The sequence below is a fragment of the Collinsella sp. CLA-ER-H6 genome (assembly GCF_040092305.1).
Lineage (GTDB): Bacteria > Actinomycetota > Coriobacteriia > Coriobacteriales > Coriobacteriaceae > Collinsella.
This window is the reverse complement of the sequence record NZ_JBBNLS010000003.1, coordinates 89,264-106,368: the sequence shown is the minus strand read 5'-3', so window position 1 is coordinate 106,368 and position 17,105 is coordinate 89,264. Positions and strand designations below refer to the sequence as shown.

16 protein-coding genes are annotated in these 17,105 nt (G+C 60.9%); all 16 read left to right on the top strand.

The features are described from left to right. Positions 1 to 6 precede the first annotated feature (6 nt). The 16 genes from ppdK (at position 7) to AAAX77_RS01985 (ending at position 17,105) form a co-directional block, all read left to right on the top strand. Positions 7 to 2,757: a pyruvate, phosphate dikinase gene (ppdK, locus tag AAAX77_RS02060; protein ID WP_349104554.1), complete on the top strand. Its 2,751-nt coding sequence runs from the start codon at positions 7 to 9 to the stop codon at positions 2,755 to 2,757. Positions 2,758 to 2,967: 210 nt separating this feature from the next. Further along, the gene (rplS, locus tag AAAX77_RS02055) at positions 2,968 to 3,309 is read left to right on the top strand and encodes a 50S ribosomal protein L19 (RefSeq protein ID WP_006236098.1); all 342 of its coding nucleotides are present in this window, start codon (positions 2,968 to 2,970) and stop codon (positions 3,307 to 3,309) included. A gap of 93 nt (positions 3,310 to 3,402) precedes the next feature. Further along, positions 3,403 to 4,191 (top strand): ribonuclease HII, encoded by a 789-nt coding sequence (locus AAAX77_RS02050; protein ID WP_349104552.1) that lies wholly within the window; start codon positions 3,403 to 3,405, stop codon positions 4,189 to 4,191. A 189-nt stretch (positions 4,192 to 4,380) separates the two neighbouring features. Then, positions 4,381 to 4,866, top strand: coding sequence for a YraN family protein (locus AAAX77_RS02045; RefSeq protein ID WP_238022474.1), 486 nt, complete (start codon positions 4,381 to 4,383; stop codon positions 4,864 to 4,866). After that, a complete protein-coding gene (locus AAAX77_RS02040; RefSeq protein WP_349104550.1) occupies positions 4,866 to 6,389 on the top strand; it encodes a YifB family Mg chelatase-like AAA ATPase in 1,524 nt (507 codons plus the stop codon). Before AAAX77_RS02045 ends, AAAX77_RS02040 begins: the two co-directional genes overlap by 1 nt. Then, entirely contained in the window at positions 6,386 to 7,321 is a 936-nt protein-coding gene (locus AAAX77_RS02035; RefSeq protein ID WP_349104549.1) for a DNA-processing protein DprA, read from the top strand. The genes AAAX77_RS02040 and AAAX77_RS02035 overlap by 4 nt, the downstream gene beginning before the upstream one ends. Positions 7,322 to 7,335: 14 nt before the next feature. Beyond that, positions 7,336 to 8,673, top strand: coding sequence for a methylenetetrahydrofolate--tRNA-(uracil(54)-C(5))-methyltransferase (FADH(2)-oxidizing) TrmFO (gene trmFO, locus AAAX77_RS02030; protein ID WP_349104547.1), 1,338 nt, complete (start codon positions 7,336 to 7,338; stop codon positions 8,671 to 8,673). After that, positions 8,670 to 9,590: a tyrosine recombinase gene (locus tag AAAX77_RS02025; RefSeq protein WP_349104588.1), complete on the top strand. Its 921-nt coding sequence runs from the start codon at positions 8,670 to 8,672 to the stop codon at positions 9,588 to 9,590. The genes trmFO and AAAX77_RS02025 overlap by 4 nt, the downstream gene beginning before the upstream one ends. Before the next feature lie 219 nt (positions 9,591 to 9,809). Next, positions 9,810 to 10,538 carry a 30S ribosomal protein S2 gene (gene rpsB / locus AAAX77_RS02020; RefSeq protein ID WP_349104545.1) on the top strand — a complete coding sequence of 243 codons (729 nt, stop codon included), beginning with the start codon at positions 9,810 to 9,812 and terminating at the stop codon, positions 10,536 to 10,538. 45 nt (positions 10,539 to 10,583) lie between these two features. Then, positions 10,584 to 11,453 carry a translation elongation factor Ts gene (tsf, locus tag AAAX77_RS02015; protein ID WP_022094736.1) on the top strand — a complete coding sequence of 290 codons (870 nt, stop codon included), beginning with the start codon at positions 10,584 to 10,586 and terminating at the stop codon, positions 11,451 to 11,453. A 118-nt stretch (positions 11,454 to 11,571) separates the two neighbouring features. Continuing rightward, on the top strand, positions 11,572 to 12,294 hold the full coding sequence (gene pyrH, locus AAAX77_RS02010) for a UMP kinase (RefSeq protein ID WP_349104543.1): 723 nt from the start codon (positions 11,572 to 11,574) through the stop codon (positions 12,292 to 12,294). 2 nt (positions 12,295 to 12,296) lie between these two features. Beyond that, positions 12,297 to 12,833, top strand: coding sequence for a ribosome recycling factor (gene frr, locus AAAX77_RS02005; protein ID WP_006236112.1), 537 nt, complete (start codon positions 12,297 to 12,299; stop codon positions 12,831 to 12,833). Between the two features lies 1 nt (position 12,834). Continuing rightward, positions 12,835 to 13,629, top strand: a complete 795-nt coding sequence (locus AAAX77_RS02000; protein WP_349104541.1) for an isoprenyl transferase — start codon at positions 12,835 to 12,837, stop codon at positions 13,627 to 13,629. A gap of 2 nt (positions 13,630 to 13,631) precedes the next feature. Further along, positions 13,632 to 14,531 (top strand): phosphatidate cytidylyltransferase, encoded by a 900-nt coding sequence (locus AAAX77_RS01995; RefSeq protein ID WP_349104540.1) that lies wholly within the window; start codon positions 13,632 to 13,634, stop codon positions 14,529 to 14,531. Next, positions 14,531 to 15,718 (top strand): 1-deoxy-D-xylulose-5-phosphate reductoisomerase, encoded by a 1,188-nt coding sequence (gene dxr / locus AAAX77_RS01990; protein WP_316366182.1) that lies wholly within the window; start codon positions 14,531 to 14,533, stop codon positions 15,716 to 15,718. Before AAAX77_RS01995 ends, dxr begins: the two co-directional genes overlap by 1 nt. A gap of 25 nt (positions 15,719 to 15,743) precedes the next feature. Further along, positions 15,744 to 17,105: a M50 family metallopeptidase gene (locus AAAX77_RS01985; protein WP_349104538.1), complete on the top strand. Its 1,362-nt coding sequence runs from the start codon at positions 15,744 to 15,746 to the stop codon at positions 17,103 to 17,105.

Sequence of the window (17,105 nt, the reverse complement as noted above, 5' to 3'; positions counted from 1 at the left end):
AGTATCGTGAGCGATTGCAAGAGGGTTTACCGTTTTGGAACCGATGCCCAGGGCACTTGTGTCACCGAGGGTGACAAGTCCATGAACTTCGTGCTTGGTGGCAAAGGCGCTAATCTTGCCGAGATGAGCCGCATCGGCCTGCCGGTTCCCGGTGGCTTTACCATTACCTGCCAGACCTGCGTCGAGTACTCTGGTGCCGGCAACGTGTGGCCCGTGGGCGCGCTCGACGAGATCGTTGCCGCCGAGGCGGACCTCGAGGCCCGCTGCGGCAAGAAGCTCGGCGACGCCTCCGATCCGCTGCTCGTGTCGGTGCGCTCGGGCGCTCCGTTCTCCATGCCCGGCATGATGGACACGGTCCTCAACCTGGGCCTCAATGACGACTCCGTCCAAGGCCTTATCGCCCAGACGCAGAACCCGCGCTTTGCCTGGGATAGCTATCGTCGCTTTATCCAGATGTTCTCCAACGTCGTCATGGGTGTCGATGCCGACTTGTTCGAGAATGCCCTGACCCAGGCCCGCCTGGTCGCCGGCGTTCGCGTCGACTCCGAGCTTTCGGCTGAGGACCTGCAGGAGCTCGTCGAGACGTTCAAGGGCATTTTCTCCGACAACGTCGAGGCCGCCCTGTACGCCGAGCTCGAGGTCGCCAACGGCAAGTCCGTCTTCCCGCACGATCCGGAGCTTCAGCTGCGCCTTGCAATCCAGGCCGTCTTTGGCAGCTGGATGAACGAGCGCGCCTGCATCTACCGCAAGCAGCACGGCATTTCCGATGACCTTGGCACCGCCGTCAACGTCCAGGCCATGGCCTTTGGCAATAAGGGCGAGACCTCGGCGACCGGTGTCGCCTTTACGCGCAACCCGGCAGACGGCACCAAGGAATTCTACGGCGACTTTCTGGTCAACGCCCAGGGCGAGGACGTCGTCGCCGGCATCCGCAACACCGAGCCCATCGCCGACCTCAAGATCACCCCGGGCCTCGAGTCCGCAGGTGAGGAGCTTGAGCGTGTATTCCTGACGCTTGAGGATCACTACCGCGACATGTGCGACATCGAGTTCACCATCGAACAGGGTAAGCTCTGGATGCTCCAGACCCGCGTGGGCAAGCGTACCGCAACTGCCGCTCTGCGCATCGCTATCGAGATGGTCGAGGAGGGCCTCATCACCCGTGAGGAGGCCGTGAGCCGCATCGATCCCGCGCAGCTCGACCAGCTCCTGCACCCGCAGTTCGACTCCTCCAAGAAGTACGAGGTCCTGGCCAGCGGTCTAAACGCCAGCCCCGGCGCCGCCGTGGGCGAGGTCGTGTTCTCGAGCGATGACGCCGTCGCGCGCGCAAACGAGGGTCATAAGGTTATCTTGGTCCGTTGGGAGACCAACCCCGACGACTTGAAGGGCATGGTCGCCGCCGAGGGCATCCTGACCAGCCACGGTGGCAAGACGAGCCATGCCGCTGTTATCGCCCGCGGTATGGGTACGCCCTGCGTCTGCGGTGTCGAGTGTTTCCATATCGACGCGGCCGAGAAGGTCGTGCGTATCGAGGGCAACGATCGCGTGCTGCACGAGGGCGACATCATCTCCATCGACGGCACTCAGGGTATCGTTGTCGATGGCGCTGTCGATTTGGTATCCGCTGAGCTCACCGACGACCTGGACACCATTCTGTCCTGGGCAGACGAGATTCGCCTGGACGAGACCGACGGTCACGCCAACCACGTGCGCGTCAACGCCGACAACCCCGAGGATGCCGAGCTCGCGCTCGAGTTTGGCGCCGAGGCCATCGGTCTGTGCCGCACCGAGCACATGTTCCTGGGCGATCGCAAGAACATCATCCAGAACTTCATCCTGTCCGACGACGAGGCGGTGAAGCAGCAGGCCCTGGCCGTTCTGCTCAAGGTCCAGACTGAGGACTTCTTGGCGATGTTCAAGACCATGTCTGGTCGCGATGTGGTTGTTCGCCTACTCGATCCGCCGCTTCATGAGTTCCTGGATAATCCTCGCGAGCTCGAGGTCACCATCACCAAGAAGGAAGCCGCCGTCGCCAGCGAGGAAGAGCTTGCAGCCCTGCGCGCCCGCCTGCGTCGTATCGACGGCATGGTCGAGTCGAACCCCATGCTCGGCCTACGTGGTGTGCGCCTGTCCGTCGTCTTTAGCGATCTGCCGCTCATGCAGGTTCGCGCCGTCGCCACGGCCGCTGCCCGCCTTATCAAGGAGGGCGTCGACCCGCATCCCGAGATCATGGTTCCGCTCGTTTCCATCACGGCTGAGCATGTCCAGACTCGCGACGTCATCGAGCGCGTCATCGCCGAGGTTTCCGCCGAGGAGGGCGTCGAGCTCAACATTCCCGTGGGCACGATGCTCGAGCTGCCGCGCGCCTGTATGGTCGCCGACGAGATCGCCCAGCACGCCGATTTCTTCTGCTTTGGCACCAACGACCTTACCCAGACGACCTTCGGTTTCTCGCGTGACGATGCCGAGGCTAAGTTCATCCCGCTGTACATGCATAAGAAGATCTTGAAGGACAATCCCTTCGAGACCATCGATACGGCGGTGCTCGAGCTGGTGCGCATGGCCGTCGAGAAGGGCCGAGCCACCAACCCCGACATGCACTTTGGCGTGTGCGGCGAGCACGGCGGCGACCCCAAGTCCATCAAGGGCCTGTTTAACGTGGCCGACGTGGACTACGTGTCCTGCTCGCCCTACCGCGTGCCCCTCGCACGCCTGGCTGCCGCCCAGGCCAAGCTCGAGGCCAAGCGTTCCGCCTAACGTTTTGGGTTTAGACGCCTAGCGTAGCCCCCCTTCATGCCGCCCGTCTCATTCGTGAGGCGGGCGGTTATCATGTGCGGGTTTTGTCTTTTTGTCTGCGTAAAAAATTGTTCTTGCAGCAGAAACCCGCGCGTGTATACTCGAATACGTTTGTTCAACTACGTGCCGGCCAAGGTGGTACGGCACCTCTAGAAGAGTAAGGAATTGCACATGGATTACATCCGCGCAATCGAGCGTCAGCAGATCCGCGAGGACATTCCTCAGGTTCGCGTCGCCGACAACGTCAAGGTTCACTACCGCATTAAGGAAGGCGACCGCGAGCGCATCCAGGTCTTCCAGGGCGACGTCATCCGCATGGCCGGCGCCGGTGCCCGCGAGACCTTCACCGTCCGCAAGATGTCCTTCGGTGTCGGTGTTGAGCGTACCTTCCCGCTTCACAGCCCCAAGATCGCCAAGCTCGAGGTCGTTCGTCATGGTCGCGTCCGTCGCGCCAAGCTGTACTACCTCCGCGACAAGGTGGGCAAGGCTGCTCGCATCCCCGAGAAGCGCTAAGAAGATCGCAGCGTCTGTCCACTCGTTTGGACACAAGGGCCACCTTCGGGTGGCCCTTCTTTTTATCTGATTTGCATGCAAGGAGGGCCTGGTATGGCCAATATGACGAGCTCGGTTTCGGCATCGCAGGTTGCCGGAGAGCTGGCGAGCGCAACGTTTGAGGAGATCCCCGCCCTCGTGGAGCATTATCGCGAGGACCCGCGCCAGCAGGTGATCAAGGCTTGTGAACGCGCCCTCAAACGCCATGCCAAAGAGCTTGCCGAGCGCGAGCGCGTCAATGACATGTACGAGCTTATGCATGAGCTTGGCGGCGATGGGGTGGTCGTTGGTGTCGACGAGGTGGGTCGCGGATCGGTGGCCGGTCCTATGACGGTATGCGCCGTGTGCCTTCCCATGGAGCCGCGCGTCTGGGGTATCAACGATTCCAAAAAGCTCACGCCCGCGCGCCGCGAGTTGCTCTCTGTGAAGATTGCCGAGGTGGCGACGGCGATTGGTTTTTGCCATATCGCGCCTAAGGATATCGATGAGATGGGTATGGCCCGTGCTATCCGTACCGCCGTTGCGGGCGCCGTGGCCGATACGGGGCTTGAACCCGACTGCGTCCTCATGGATGGCAACCCCTTGGGCGCCGTTCCTAACGAGCTCGATGTGGTGAAGGGCGATGCCAAAATCGCCTGCATCGCCGCGGCGTCCATCATGGCCAAGGTCACGCGTGACGAGATGATGGTCGAGTACGACGCCGAGTACCCCGAGTACCATCTGGCCGAATCGAAAGGCTATGCGAGCCCCGAGCATATCGAGGCCATTCGCAAACATGGACTTTGTCCGCTGCACCGCGTGAGCTTTTGCGGAAACTTTTTGCAGACTGAGCGCCTTTTCTAGGTCAATTGTGGAGACAGGGACTTCTGGAGTTTTGTAAACCAGCTGGTAGCGGGCCGTATGCAACACCATTGCTGCGTACGGCCCGTTTTTTGTCGGCATTTGGTCAGCTTTTGGTTTGCTTCCGGTACTTACCCGCATGAAAGGTGCCCTCATCATCGGGGCACTGCAGTGTGCGGGAAAGGAGACCCCATGAGTGCCGCAAGCAAAAAGAGCAAGACGCAGCAGCTCAAGGAGCGTTGGGAAAACGGCGAGCTCGACTCCGGGGCGATGACGCCCGAGTTTATCAAGGGACTCAGTCCCCGCGAGCTGGGCATGCTGGGCGAGCTGATCACCATCGACTACTTTAACGAGCGCGGCTACACCTTGCTGGAGCAGGGTTATCGTTGCACCGAGGGCGAGGCCGACCTGGTGCTGCTCGATGAGCTCGACGATGTCGTGGTGATGGCCGAGGTCAAGACGAGACGCGTCGCCCTGGATTGCACCACGCGGGTCTTTCCCGAGGAGGCCGTGGATGCTCAAAAGCAACGCCGCTACCGCCGCATCGCAAGCTGCTATCTCATGGAGCACTATCCGCTCAAGGCGATTCGCTTCGATGCCGTGGGCGTCACCATTCGCGGCGGGCATATCGCCGAGATCGAGCACCAGTACAACGCGTTCGATTGGCAGGTGTCGTGATGGCGTTCGAGACGTTTGCCGTTCACGCGGCCTGCATCCGCGGTGTCGAGGCGATTCCCGTCACGGTCGAGGTCTCGCTTGCCGGTGGCGTTCCGGGCATCCAGATGCTCGGCATTCCGAGTATGGAGGTGATGGAGTCACGCGGTCGTATTCGCTGCGCGATGCGCTCCGCCGGGTTCGAGATCCCACGCTCGGGCATTACCGTTAACCTGGCACCCGGCGATATCCGCAAGACCGGTAGCGGCTTTGATCTGCCCATCGCCATCGCGGTTCTGGCAGCCGACGGGCAGATTCCCCGCGACAATCTCGACCGCTGCCTCATTGCCGGCGAGCTCGGTCTGGATGGCACGGTGCTTCCCGTCAAGGGCGAGGTGGCGTTTCAGCTGCTGGCTCGCGACATGGGGCTGTCTTTTATCGCCGGCAGGTCAGACCAGCATGTGCCACTCGCGGGCGTGGATTGTGGATTCATCGATCATTTGTCTCAGCTTGCTCATGGTATGGGCGATGCCGCGCGGCACTACTTGGATTCTGAGGGCGTCGAGGCGACCTTTGAGCCCGAGCTCGACTATGCCGACGTGCTGGGGCAGGAAGTCGCCAAACGTGGCATGGCGCTTGCGGCCGCCGGCGAGCTCGGCCTGCTCATGATCGGCTCGCCCGGTTCGGGCAAGACCATGCTTGCGCGGCGCATGACGGGCATTTTGCCCGAACTTTCTCTCGAGGATCAGCAGGAGGCGCTGTGCATCCATTCGGTCTTGGGTGAGAACATCGATGGACTGCTTGCGGGGCATCGCCCCTTCCGCAGCCCGCATCACAGCATTTCGACCGCGGGCCTCATCGGCGGCGGACGTCCAGTGCATCCGGGTGAGATCAGCCTTGCTCATGGCGGCGTGCTCTTTTTGGACGAGCTAGCCGAGTTTCCCACTGGCGTGCTGCAGACGCTGCGTCAGCCCATCGAGCGCGGCTACGTGAGGATCGTGCGCGTCGACGGGGCTTTTTCCTTCCCGTCGCGCTTTCAGCTGCTGGCTGCGAGCAATCCCTGCCCCTGCGGCTTTTTGGGCGATCGCGAGGTACCGTGTCGCTGCTCGGCGGCGATGGTCGAGCGCTATCGGTCTAAACTGCGCGGTCCCTTGGCCGACCGTATCGATATGATGATCGATGTGACCCGTCCCGACCCTCAGGTGATTATCGAGGGCGCGGAGGGTATGTCGTCGGCCGAGTTACGTGACTACGTTGTGCGCGGTCGCGCCTTTCGCGCCTGGCGCGAGTCCCGTATGGACGATGCGGATGCCGAGGCCGAGGATGACGAGACACGGTCCATTGACGGCGTCGTTTCGACCTTTGAGCTCGATGATGCGGCGGAGAAGTGTGTGCTCGGTCTGTCCAAACGAACGCATCTCACGGGCCGCGGCATCGTGCGCCTGGTGCGTATCGCGCGTACAATCGCCGACGTCGCCGAGAGCGAGCAAGTGACGCAGGATCACGTACTCGAGGCGGCGATGTACCAGGGAAGGAGGGACCAATGATGGCCGAGGGAACCTTCGAGCTGCATCCAGGCGATGCGTTGTATCCCGAGACCGTTTTGGAGCTTTCTGATGTACCCCAGACGCTTTATGTGCACGGCAACCCCGAGGTGCTTTCGACGCCCGCGCTCTCCATCATCGGCGCGCGCAAGGCCTCGCCGTATGGTCTTGCCGTTGCAGAGCTTGCGGCAAAGGTGGCGGTCGAGGCGGGAGTGACGGTAGTTTCGGGCGGCGCGGTCGGTTGTGACCAGGCCTCGGGTTGGGCTGCGGTCAACGCCGGCGGCAAACACGTCGTGGTGCTGGGGACGGGTGCCGACGTGGTCTATCCGCGTTCGAGCGCGGGGCTTATTACGCGCACGCTCGATACGGGTGGCGCGGTCGTGTCGATCTCTCCGTGGGGCATGGGTCCGCGCAAGTTTGCCTTTCCGCGCCGCAATCGCGTGATTGCGGCCCTGTCGCAAGCCCTCTTTGTATCCGAGGCGGGTATGCCTTCCGGGACGTTTTCTACAGCCGAGGCTGCTATGGATTTGGGGCGCGAACTTCTTGCCGTGCCGGGATCGATTCTATCGCCCGAGTCGCGTGGCACGAATTACCTCATTGCGAACGGTGCCTGCTGCATCATCGACGAGGAATCTATCGAGATGGCTATCTCACGCATCTACGGCACCCTGCGCTACTCGCGCCCCGATGCTCCCGGCATTGCCGACCTGGATCCAACACAGCAGACCGTGATGCATGCGCTCATCGCCTCTCCGCTCAAGGTCGACGACATCGCGGCGCTCGTCTCGCTCGATGCTGTCGGCGTGCTCAAACTCTTGGGTTCGCTTGAACTCGAGGGCCTTATCGAGCGCATGATGGATGGAAGGTATGCGCCCTCCAAGTTTGCCCTTCACGCCCAGACACCCTTCGGTCACAATGGGAAACGTGTCAATTAGAAAGGTGTTTGCAGATGCGGTTCGATCAGGTGACAGTTATCGGTGGCGGTCTGGCGGGTTCGGAATGCGCGATCCAGCTGGCGGATCGCGGATTTTCCGTAAAGCTGTGCGAGATGCGCCCCCAGGTGAGCTCCCCGGCCCACCATACCGATCACCTGGCAGAGCTCGTCTGCTCCAATTCGTTTAAGTCGACTCGTCCGGATTCCGCGGCTGGTTTGCTGAAGGCCGAGCTTGAGCGCATGGGTTCAGTCCTGCTCGATTGCGCCCATCGCGCGGCTGTTCCCGCCGGTGGCGCCTTGGCGGTCGACCGCGTCAAGTTTTCCGAGCTTGTCGAGGCCGAGGTTGCCGCCCGTCCCAATATCGAGGTCGTGCACGGCGAGGTCACGCAGATTCCCGAGGGTCACGTGGTCATTGCCGCGGGCCCGCTGTGTTCACCGGCGCTGAGCGAAGAGGTTATGAAGCTCGTCGGTGGCGATGCCCTGGCATTCTTTGATGCTGCGGCGCCGATCGTCGATGCCTCCACGCTCGATATGGACGTGCTGTTCTCGCAGTCGCGCTACGAGGAGCAGGGGAGCGGCGACTATCTCAACGCTCCGCTCAATAAGGAGGAGTACGAGGCCTTTATCGAGGCGCTTACCACGGCCGACCGCGTGGTGCTCAAAGACTTTGAGGGCGGCGATCTGTTCCAGGCCTGCCAGCCTGCCGAGGAAGTTGCGCGCACCGGCAAGGACGCCATTCGCTTTGGCGCCATGAAGCCCGTCGGCCTCACCGACCCGCGTACCGGACGTCGCCCCTGGGCGGCGATTCAGCTGCGTGCCGAGAACAAGGAGAAGACCGCCTATAACCTGGTGGGCTTCCAGACCAACTTGACCTTTGGCGAGCAGAAGCGCGTCTTCCATATGGTGCCGGGCCTGGAGAACGCTGAGTTCTTCCGCTACGGTGTCATGCACCGCAATACCTTTGTCGACGCCCCTCACGTGCTCGATGGCACCTTTGCTGTGCCCGGTACCGGCGTGCGCCTGGCCGGTCAGATCACCGGCACCGAGGGGTACATGGAAGCCGTGGCGACAGGTCTGCTCGCGGCGCTCAACACCTATGCCGAGGCTATCGGTGCCGCGGGCGTCGAGTTGCCGCGTGTGGGCGCCCTGGGTGCGCTCGTGGGCTATGCGACCGATCCTGCCACCGTGGGCTATCAGCCTATGCATGTCAACTTTGGCCTGGTGCCGCCACTCGAGGATGGTAAGCGCCGCAGCAAACGCGACCGCTATCAGGCTTATGCGGATCGCGCCCTCGAGGCCCTTGATGCCTACTTGGCCACGCGCTCCGACTTGTTTGGAGGCGACCGGTCATAGCCTTTGACCTGTACGACACCGTCGACTCGTTTATCGCCTATATCGCACGTGTTGAGGGACTTTCTCCCAACACGGTGACGGCCTATGGCTCGAGGCTGGAGCGCTTCGCTGCCTGGTGCGAGCGCGAGGATATCGATGCTTTCGCTGCCGACGTGCGCACCATTCGTCGCTATCTTGCCGAGCTTTCGCGTGAGCAGGTGGCTCCCCGAACGCTTGCGGCGCACCTGTCGGCTATTCGATCTCTCTATCGCTGGATGGCTGCCGAGGGGATTGTCGAGGGCGATGTGGTCTCGGCGATCGCGTCGCCCAAGCTGCCGCGTGACCTGCCGGGCGTCCTTACGACCCAGCAGGTCGAGGCGCTGCTCAAGACGCCTGATACCTCAACACCCGCGGGACTGCGCGATGCTGCGATGCTCGAGCTGCTCTATGCATCCGGCGCCCGTATCTCTGAGCTCGCAGCACTCAATGTGGAGTCCATCGCTTGGACCGAACGCACGCTGCGCCTGTGGGGCAAGGGGAGCAAAGAACGTATTGTCCCCCTGTATCGTCGTGCGCTCGAGGCGACGCGCCTTTATATTGAGGAGGGGAGGCCGGAGTTGCTCGCTCAGACAAAGCGCCGTGACCTCGCTACCGGGCCGCATCCGCTGCTTATATCGGCGCGCGGCAATCGCATGAGTGCCGCCATGCTCAGGCGGCGGTTCCATACGCTGGCGACGCTCGCCGGCATTCCGGCCGATATTGCCCCGCATGCGATGCGCCATACCTTTGCGACCGACTTGCTTGAGGGCGGTGCGGACCTGCGCTCGGTTCAAGAGCTGCTGGGTCATGCGAGCCTGTCCACGACGCAGATTTACACGCATCTCACACCCGATCGGCTTAAGCGGGCTGTGGCTCAAGCCCATCCCCGCGGCGAATAGTGGCTGGGACGTCCCGCGCCGCACTCAGGTGTGTGGTTTTGATTGCGGGTTGGCAGGAAGATGCATTCCTGCTATCATTCATCGGGTTGCTTCACGGCAACATGTTTTTATCACGCACGCGCGGCTACTTCATACCGTGGTGCCCGGGCTTTGGTAGCACATGTCCGGGTTGGTTTTGGAGGATGACCCCGCGCGGAGGCAAACCACAGGAGGTTTAACATGGCTACCAAGATTAATATCCGCACCCTGCTCGAGGCCGGCTGCCACTTCGGTCACCAGACCCGTCGCTGGAACCCTAAGATGAAGCCGTTCATCTTCGGTGAGCGCAACGGCATCTACATCCTCGACCTCAAGCAGACCATCCTCGACGCCGACCAGGCCTACACCTTCGTCAAGAGCGTTGCCAAGGGTGGCAACGTGCTGTTCGTCGGCACCAAGAAGCAGGCTCAGGAGGCCGTCAAGAACGCTGCTGAGCGCGCCAACATGCCTTACATCAACCAGCGTTGGCTCGGCGGTATGCTGACCAACTTCGTCACCATCCGCTCCCGCATCAACCGCATGGAGGAGCTCGAGGCCATGGTCGAGGACGGCCGCATGGCTGTTCTGCCCAAGAAGGAGCAGGCTGTTCTCGGCAAGGAGCTCACCAAGCTCCAGACCAACCTCGGTGGCGCCCGCGACATGAAGGGTCTGCCCCAGGCTCTCTTCGTCATCGACACCAAGCGCGAGGAGAACGCCATCAAGGAGGCTCAGCGCCTGAACATCCCCGTCGTCGCTTTGATCGACACCAACTCCGATCCCGACGAGGTCGAGTACGGCATCCCCTGCAACGATGACGCTATCTCCGCTGTCACCCTTATGTGCGAGCTCATGGCTGACGCCTGCCTCGCTGGCTCCGGCAAGGAGCAGGTCTCCGAGGCCGAGATGGCCGCTGAGCCCAAGGCCGAGTAAATCAGTCTTAGTTAATTCTTTTTCATCTCTTTGAAAGGAACCACAATGGCCCAGATTACCGCCGCTATGGTCAAGCAGCTCCGCGAGATGACCGACTCCCCGATGATGGAGTGCAAGAAGGCTCTCGTCGAGGCTGACGGCGACATGGACGCCGCTGTCGACGTTCTGCGTAAGAACGGCCTTGCCAAGGCTGCCAAGAAGGCTGGCCGTGAGACCAACGAGGGCGCTGTCGCCGCGTTCGTCTCCGAGGATGGCAAGACCGGCGCTCTGCTCGAGCTCTCCTGCGAGACCGACTTCGTTGGCTCCAACGCCAAGTTCACCGGCTTTGCTTCCAAGGTCGCTGAGGTTGTCGCTACCACCGAGCCTGCTGACGTCGACGCTCTGCTCGAGAAGCCGATGGGCGAGGAGACCGTTTCCTCCGAGCTCACCGAGATGATTCACATCATGGGCGAGAACATGAAGATCTCCCGCTTCGCTGCCCGCAAGGCTGAGAACGGCGCGCTCGCTTCTTACATCCACATGGGTGGTAAGATCGGCGTCCTCGTCGAGTTCGCCTTCGAGAAGGCTGAGACCGCTCAGGCTGAATCCTTCAAGACCTTCGCTCACGACGTTGCCCTTCAGGTTGCCGCCGTCGCCCCGATCTGCGCTACTCGCGATCAGGTTCCGGCCGAGACCGTCGAGCACGAGAAGCAGATCTACATGGCTCAGGCTGCCGAGTCCGGTAAGCCCGAGGCTATCCAGGAGAAGATGGCTGTCGGCCGTCTGGAGAAGTTCTACAAGCAGTCCGTGCTCACCGAGCAGGAGTTCATCAAGGACAGCTCCCTCACCATCAAGAAGTACGCTGAGCAGGTCTCCAAGGAGCTCGGCGACACCATTACCGTCGTTGCCTTTGACCGTCTGGTCCGTGGCGAGTAAATAAGCTCTTGTAGCTGGTAATGAGCAGGCTGTGGGTTTTACTCACAGCCTGCTTTTTCATGGCTCTTCTTAGAGCCTTTGATAGAATGTTGAGAGTTCAATCTAAAGGAGGATCGCTTTGTCCGACATCCGATATAAACGCGTGCTTCTTAAGCTTTCCGGCGAAGCACTGATGGGCGACGGCCAATATGGCATCGACCCCAAGGTTACCGACCATCTTGCCAAGCAGGTCAAGGAGCTGCTCGCCGCTGGCCATGAGGTCGGCGTCGTTGTCGGCGGCGGCAATATTTTCCGCGGCATGGCAGGCGCTGCCGGTGGCATGGAGCGTGCTCAGGCCGACTACATGGGCATGCTGGCAACCGTTATGAACGCGCTCGCCCTGCAGGATGCCTTCGAGCATAACGATGTTCCCTGCCGCGTTATGAGCGCTATCCAGATGAACGAGATCTGCGAGCCCTATATTCGCCGTCGCGCCATCAACCACCTTTCCAAGGGCAACGTCGTTATTTTTGCCGCCGGTTCGGGCAATCCGTACTTTACGACCGACACCGCCGCGGCTCTTCGCGCGTGTGAGATCGGCGCCGAGATTCTGATTAAAGCAACCAAGGTTGACGGCATCTACGATAAGGATCCCGTCAAGTGCGCCGATGCCGTCCGTTTTGACAAGATTACCTATCACGAGGTTCTCGTCCGCGGTCTGCAGGTTATGGATTCCACGGCTACGGCACTGTGCCAGGACAACCGTATGCCGATTTTGGTCCTCAACATCGATGGCGAGGACACCGTCAAGCGCGCGCTTTCGGGTGAGCCCGTCGGCACGCTCGTCTATCAGGAGGATTAAGCATGGCAGAGAACATCACCGCCCATATGGACAAGTCGCTCGAGTCCCTCAAGCATAACTTCTCCAAGGTCCGTACCGGCCGCGCCAATGCCAACATTCTGTCCGACATCACTGTCGATTATTACGGTGTTCCCACGCCGGTCACGCAGGTTGCCGCCGTCAAGACCCCCGAGGCCCACATGCTGCTCATCGAGCCGTGGGACAAGGCACTCATCAATGCTATCGTCAAGGCCATCGGCGCTTCCGATCTGGGTATTACCCCCAACTCCGATGGCACCGTCGTTCGTCTTCCGTTCCCGGCTCCCACTGAGGAGCGCCGTCGCGAGCTCGTCAAGGAGTGCCGCGAGTACGCCGAGCAGGCCAAGGTGTCTATCCGTAACATCCGTCGCGACTTCAACAACAAGCTCGAGCGCGATGAGGAGCTCACCGAGGACGATGTCCGTCGCGAGCAGGCCAAGGTCCAGAAGCACACTGATGAGTATGTCGCCAAGGTCGAGGAGCTTCTGAAGGAAAAAGAAGCCGAGGTCATGGAGATCTAAGGTGCAATACGACGAGCATAAACTGGTCGAGTACTTTGCCGACGCCCCTGCGGGCGTCGGTTTTTCCGACCTTGACCTCAATAACATTCCGCACCATATCTCGTGCATCATGGACGGCAACGGTCGTTGGGCCACGTCGCGCGGTCTTGCGCGCACTGAGGGCCACAAGGCGGGTATCGTCTCCCTTCGCGAGATTATTACTGCCTGCGTGCGTCTGGGCGTCGACGTGCTTTCGGCCTATGCGTTTTCTACCGAAAACTGGAACCGTCCGCAGCATGAGGTCAACGTCTTGATGCATCTGTTTGCCAAGACGTTTATCGACGAGCTGCCGCTTCTGAAGCGCGAAAACGTGCGCGTTGTCTTTTTGGGTGACATTTCCGCGCTGCCCAAGAAGACCCGCGATGTTTTTGAACGCGGTCTTGTCGAGTGCGCCGATCACACCGGGATGACGCTGGCGCTTGCCGTCAACTACGGCGCGCGTGCCGAGATTACCCGCGCTGTCCGTCAGATCGCACTCGACGCTGCCGCCGGTAAGATCGATCCTGGCGCAATTGATGACGACATGGTGGCCTCCCACCTCTATACCGCCGGTCTTCCCGATCCTGAGCTTGTGATTCGCACCTCTGGTGAGCTGCGCCTTTCGAACTATCTGCTGTGGCAGGTGGCTTATTCCGAGTTCTATGTCACCGATACCTATTGGCCTGACTTTGATCGTTGGGGCCTTGTCGACGCCATTTTGGCCTATCAGGGCCGTGACCGTAGGTTTGGTGGACTGAGCAAGACCGAGGAGGCTTAATCGTGTCCGATCGTCCCAAGGCATCTGCTCCCAAGACGCCTGCGCGCAAAGCTGCCGCTGTGGGAGCGCCCGCAGCGAAGAGCGGCACCGGTTCGTGGCTGTCGGGCTTTATTACCCGTGCCGCCGCCGGTATCGTCTATGCCGTCGTCTTTATTCTGTGCCTGGTTTTGGGTATCGTGCCCACGGCCATCTTTGTTTCCGTCATGAGCGGTCTGTGCTGTTATGAGTTTTTCCGTATGACGAGGCTCGATGGCAAGATGGCTAACGAGCGCATGGGTATCGCTGCCGCCGTACTCTTTCCGCTGTCGGCGTTGGGCGATTCGATGTTGCTGAATGCCCTGCTTTTTGCCCTGATGCTCGCTGTGGGCATTTGGTATGTCTGGTCGCCGCGTACCCGCATCTCTGATGTGGCCGTTACGCTCATGGGTCCCATCTACACTGGCTTTATGCTGTCGGCTATCGTGCTGCTGCGCGATGCCGTGCCCGGTTTTGCCGGCGCCCTGCTTTCGGTGGGCGTTTGCGCGTCCCTTTGGGTCTCCGATTCGTTTGCCTACATCGTGGGCAGCCGTATCGGTAAGCACAAGATGGTTCCCAAGATCTCTCCCAAAAAGAGCTGGGAGGGGTTTGTCGGCGGCATCCTGGGCTCGGTTTTGATTTGGCTCATTCTGTGGGCGACGCACTTCTACAAGCTCAGCCTGCCCTATGCGCTGCTGTGCGGCGTGGTCGTGTCCGTCCTGGGCGTTATCGGCGACCTTATCGAGTCGCGCATCAAGCGTGGCGTGGGCGTCAAGGATTCCGGCAACCTTATCCCGGGCCATGGCGGCATGCTCGACCGTAGCGACTCGCTTATCTTTGGCTGCATTACCGCTCAGCTGCTTTTGATGATCGGAGGCGTGCTGTAATGTCATTCCAGACGACGTATGGCCCCGATGGACGCCTCCGTGTTGCCATCCTGGGTTGTACGGGCTCTATCGGCACCCAGGCACTCGATGTGTGCCGTCAGCATGCTGATCGCCTGCAGGTGACGGCGCTGTCCGTTAATTCCAGCACCTCTGAGCTCGTTGCCGCTGCCCGCGAGTTCTCGGTTCCGGCGGTTGCCGTGGCCGACGCCGCCCACGGTGCGGACGCTGTGCTGCAGGAGTTGCCCGAGGGAACGAAGCTCGGCGTTGGCGCGCAGGCGGTTTGCGAGCTCGCGCGTCGCGACGATGTCGACTGCGTGCTCGTTGCTATTGTGGGCGCTGCCGGTCTCGAGGCGAGCCATGCGGCCTTGACCTCTAATAAGCGCCTTGCCCTTGCCAACAAGGAGTCCCTCGTCGTCGGTGGCGACTTGCTTATGCCGTTGGCACAACCGGGCCAGCTTATTCCAGTCGACTCTGAGCACTCCGCCATCTACCAGTGCTATCTGGGGGAGGACCCGCGCGAGGCTCATTGTATTTGGCTTACCTGCTCGGGCGGTCCGTTCTTTGGCCGCACGCGCGACGAGCTCAATCGCGTGACGCGTGCCGATGCCCTCGCACATCCCACGTGGGCCATGGGTGCCAAGATCACCATCGACTCCGCCACCCTCATGAACAAGGGCCTGGAGCGCATTGAGGCCATGCATCTGTTTAACTGCGACCTCGATTTCATTAACGTGGTCGTGCAGCGTCAGTCCAAGATTCACTCTATGGTCGAGTTTGCCGACGGCTCCGTGATGGCGCATCTCGGTGCTTCCGACATGCGTATTCCCATCCAGTTCGCGTTCTCGTATCCCGAGCGTTGGGATACCCCGGCGCCTCGTATCGATTTCCGCGAGCTGGGGCAGCTCACGTTTGATGCTGCCGACATGGATACCTTTCGCTGTCTGGCACTGGCCGAACGTGCTGGCAAGACGGGTGGCACCATGCCGTGCGTGCTCAATGCCGCCAACGAGGTCGCCGTCGATGCCTTCCTGCACGATGGCTGCAGCTTTACCGATATCGATCGCATTGTAGAATCCTGCATGGATGCCCACGATATGCAGGCGGTCGATTCGTTTGAGCAGCTTCGCGACATCGATGCGTGGGCGCGTGAAAAGGCTGCGCAGGTGCTCGCCGCAACCCGTTCCTAACCCATAAGGATTGCTTTTTCGTTTTATGGATACTGTTCTGAGCGTTCTCTCATCTGTCTTTTGGGGCCTGCTGATGCTTTCCGTCCTCGTGTTTTTGCACGAGGGCGGCCACTTTTTGGCGGCGCGTGCCTGCGGCGTCCGTGTGACCGAGTTCTTTTTGGGCCTGCCGTGCCGCTTTGACATCCATTACACGTCGCGTCGCATTGGAACCAAGTTTGGCGTGACCCCGCTGCTGCTGGGTGGCTACGCTGCCATCTGCGGTATGGATCCGACCGACGTCTCGTGCGCTGATCGCGTGCTCGCGGCTATCTATCGTCATGGTCGCGTGACCGTGGCCGACCTTGCCGCCGAGCTCGAGCTATCCGAGGAGGATGTGCTTGAGGCATGCGCCTTGCTCTTGGGTTGGGGCTCTATCGCGCCTTGGTATGAGGAAGGGGAGAAGCCCTCGCCGAGCTACTATCCCACCAAGTATCAGACGCTGCCGCGAGACGTGGCGGGCTACACCACCTTTGACGGCCGCCGTTTCGATCGAGAGCATGCGACTACCGAGGGCGATGTGTGGGAGCTGCCGTGCGGCGAAGCCGAGTTCCTTGCGCAAGAGCGTTCGCATACCTATCTGGGCCAGGGTTTTCTCAAGCGCGCCTTTATGCTGCTCGCGGGCATTCTCGTCAATATCCTGACGGGCTTTTTGCTGCTTATGAGTATCTATTCCATTGCGGGTGTCACCGTGCCGATGGATACCAACGTGATCGGTCAGGTTGACGAGGGGTCTATTGCCGCCAAGGCGGGTATCGAGGGCGGCGACGCGATCCTTTCGGTTAACGGAGTATCGTGCTCTACCTGGATGGACGTTTACGATGCCATCGGTAAGGCTGCCGGTAAGGACGATATCGCCATCGAGTACGAGCGTGACGGCAAGCAGCATTCGACCGCGGTTGCGCTCAAAGAGGACGAGCGCCTAGGTGTGTATGCCTCTACGCAGGTGGTCCGTTTAGACCCCATCACGTCGGCTCGACTTTCGTTCTCCTATGTCGTGCAGACAGCGGAGGGCGTGATGCGCCTGCTCCAGCCGCAGCATACGATGGAGATCCTCGATCAGTCCTCTTCGATCGTGGGTATTAGCGTTATGTCCTCACAGGCTGCTGCTGCCGGCCCTGCCACGTTCCTTTCGTTTGCCGCCCTCATTTCGTTCTCGTTGGGTTTTATGAACTTGCTGCCCATCCCCCCGCTCGACGGCGGCAAGCTGGTCATCGAGATCATTCAAAAGATTGCGGGTCGCGAGCTGCCGCTCAAGGTCCAGACGATTGTGAGCTATGTGGGCATCGCGCTCTTCGCACTGCTGTTTGTCTATATGCTTCGTTCCGACATCCTTCGATTTATTCTGTAG

Bases quoted from the DNA above. Each gene is read 5' to 3' on its own strand.
- rplS (WP_006236098.1), top strand. From the start codon at position 2,968: ATGGATTACATCCGCGCAATCGAGCGTCAGCAGATCCGCGAGGACATT.
- AAAX77_RS02050 (WP_349104552.1), top strand. From the start codon at position 3,403: ATGGCCAATATGACGAGCTCGGTTTCGGCATCGCAGGTTGCCGGAGAG.
- AAAX77_RS02045 (WP_238022474.1), top strand. From the start codon at position 4,381: ATGAGTGCCGCAAGCAAAAAGAGCAAGACGCAGCAGCTCAAGGAGCGT.
- AAAX77_RS02040 (WP_349104550.1), top strand. From the start codon at position 4,866: ATGGCGTTCGAGACGTTTGCCGTTCACGCGGCCTGCATCCGCGGTGTC.
- AAAX77_RS02035 (WP_349104549.1), top strand. From the start codon at position 6,386: ATGATGGCCGAGGGAACCTTCGAGCTGCATCCAGGCGATGCGTTGTAT.
- trmFO (WP_349104547.1), top strand. From the start codon at position 7,336: ATGCGGTTCGATCAGGTGACAGTTATCGGTGGCGGTCTGGCGGGTTCG.
- rpsB (WP_349104545.1), top strand. From the start codon at position 9,810: ATGGCTACCAAGATTAATATCCGCACCCTGCTCGAGGCCGGCTGCCAC.
- tsf (WP_022094736.1), top strand. From the start codon at position 10,584: ATGGCCCAGATTACCGCCGCTATGGTCAAGCAGCTCCGCGAGATGACC.
- frr (WP_006236112.1), top strand. From the start codon at position 12,297: ATGGCAGAGAACATCACCGCCCATATGGACAAGTCGCTCGAGTCCCTC.
- dxr (WP_316366182.1), top strand. From the start codon at position 14,531: ATGTCATTCCAGACGACGTATGGCCCCGATGGACGCCTCCGTGTTGCC.
- AAAX77_RS01985 (WP_349104538.1), top strand. From the start codon at position 15,744: ATGGATACTGTTCTGAGCGTTCTCTCATCTGTCTTTTGGGGCCTGCTG.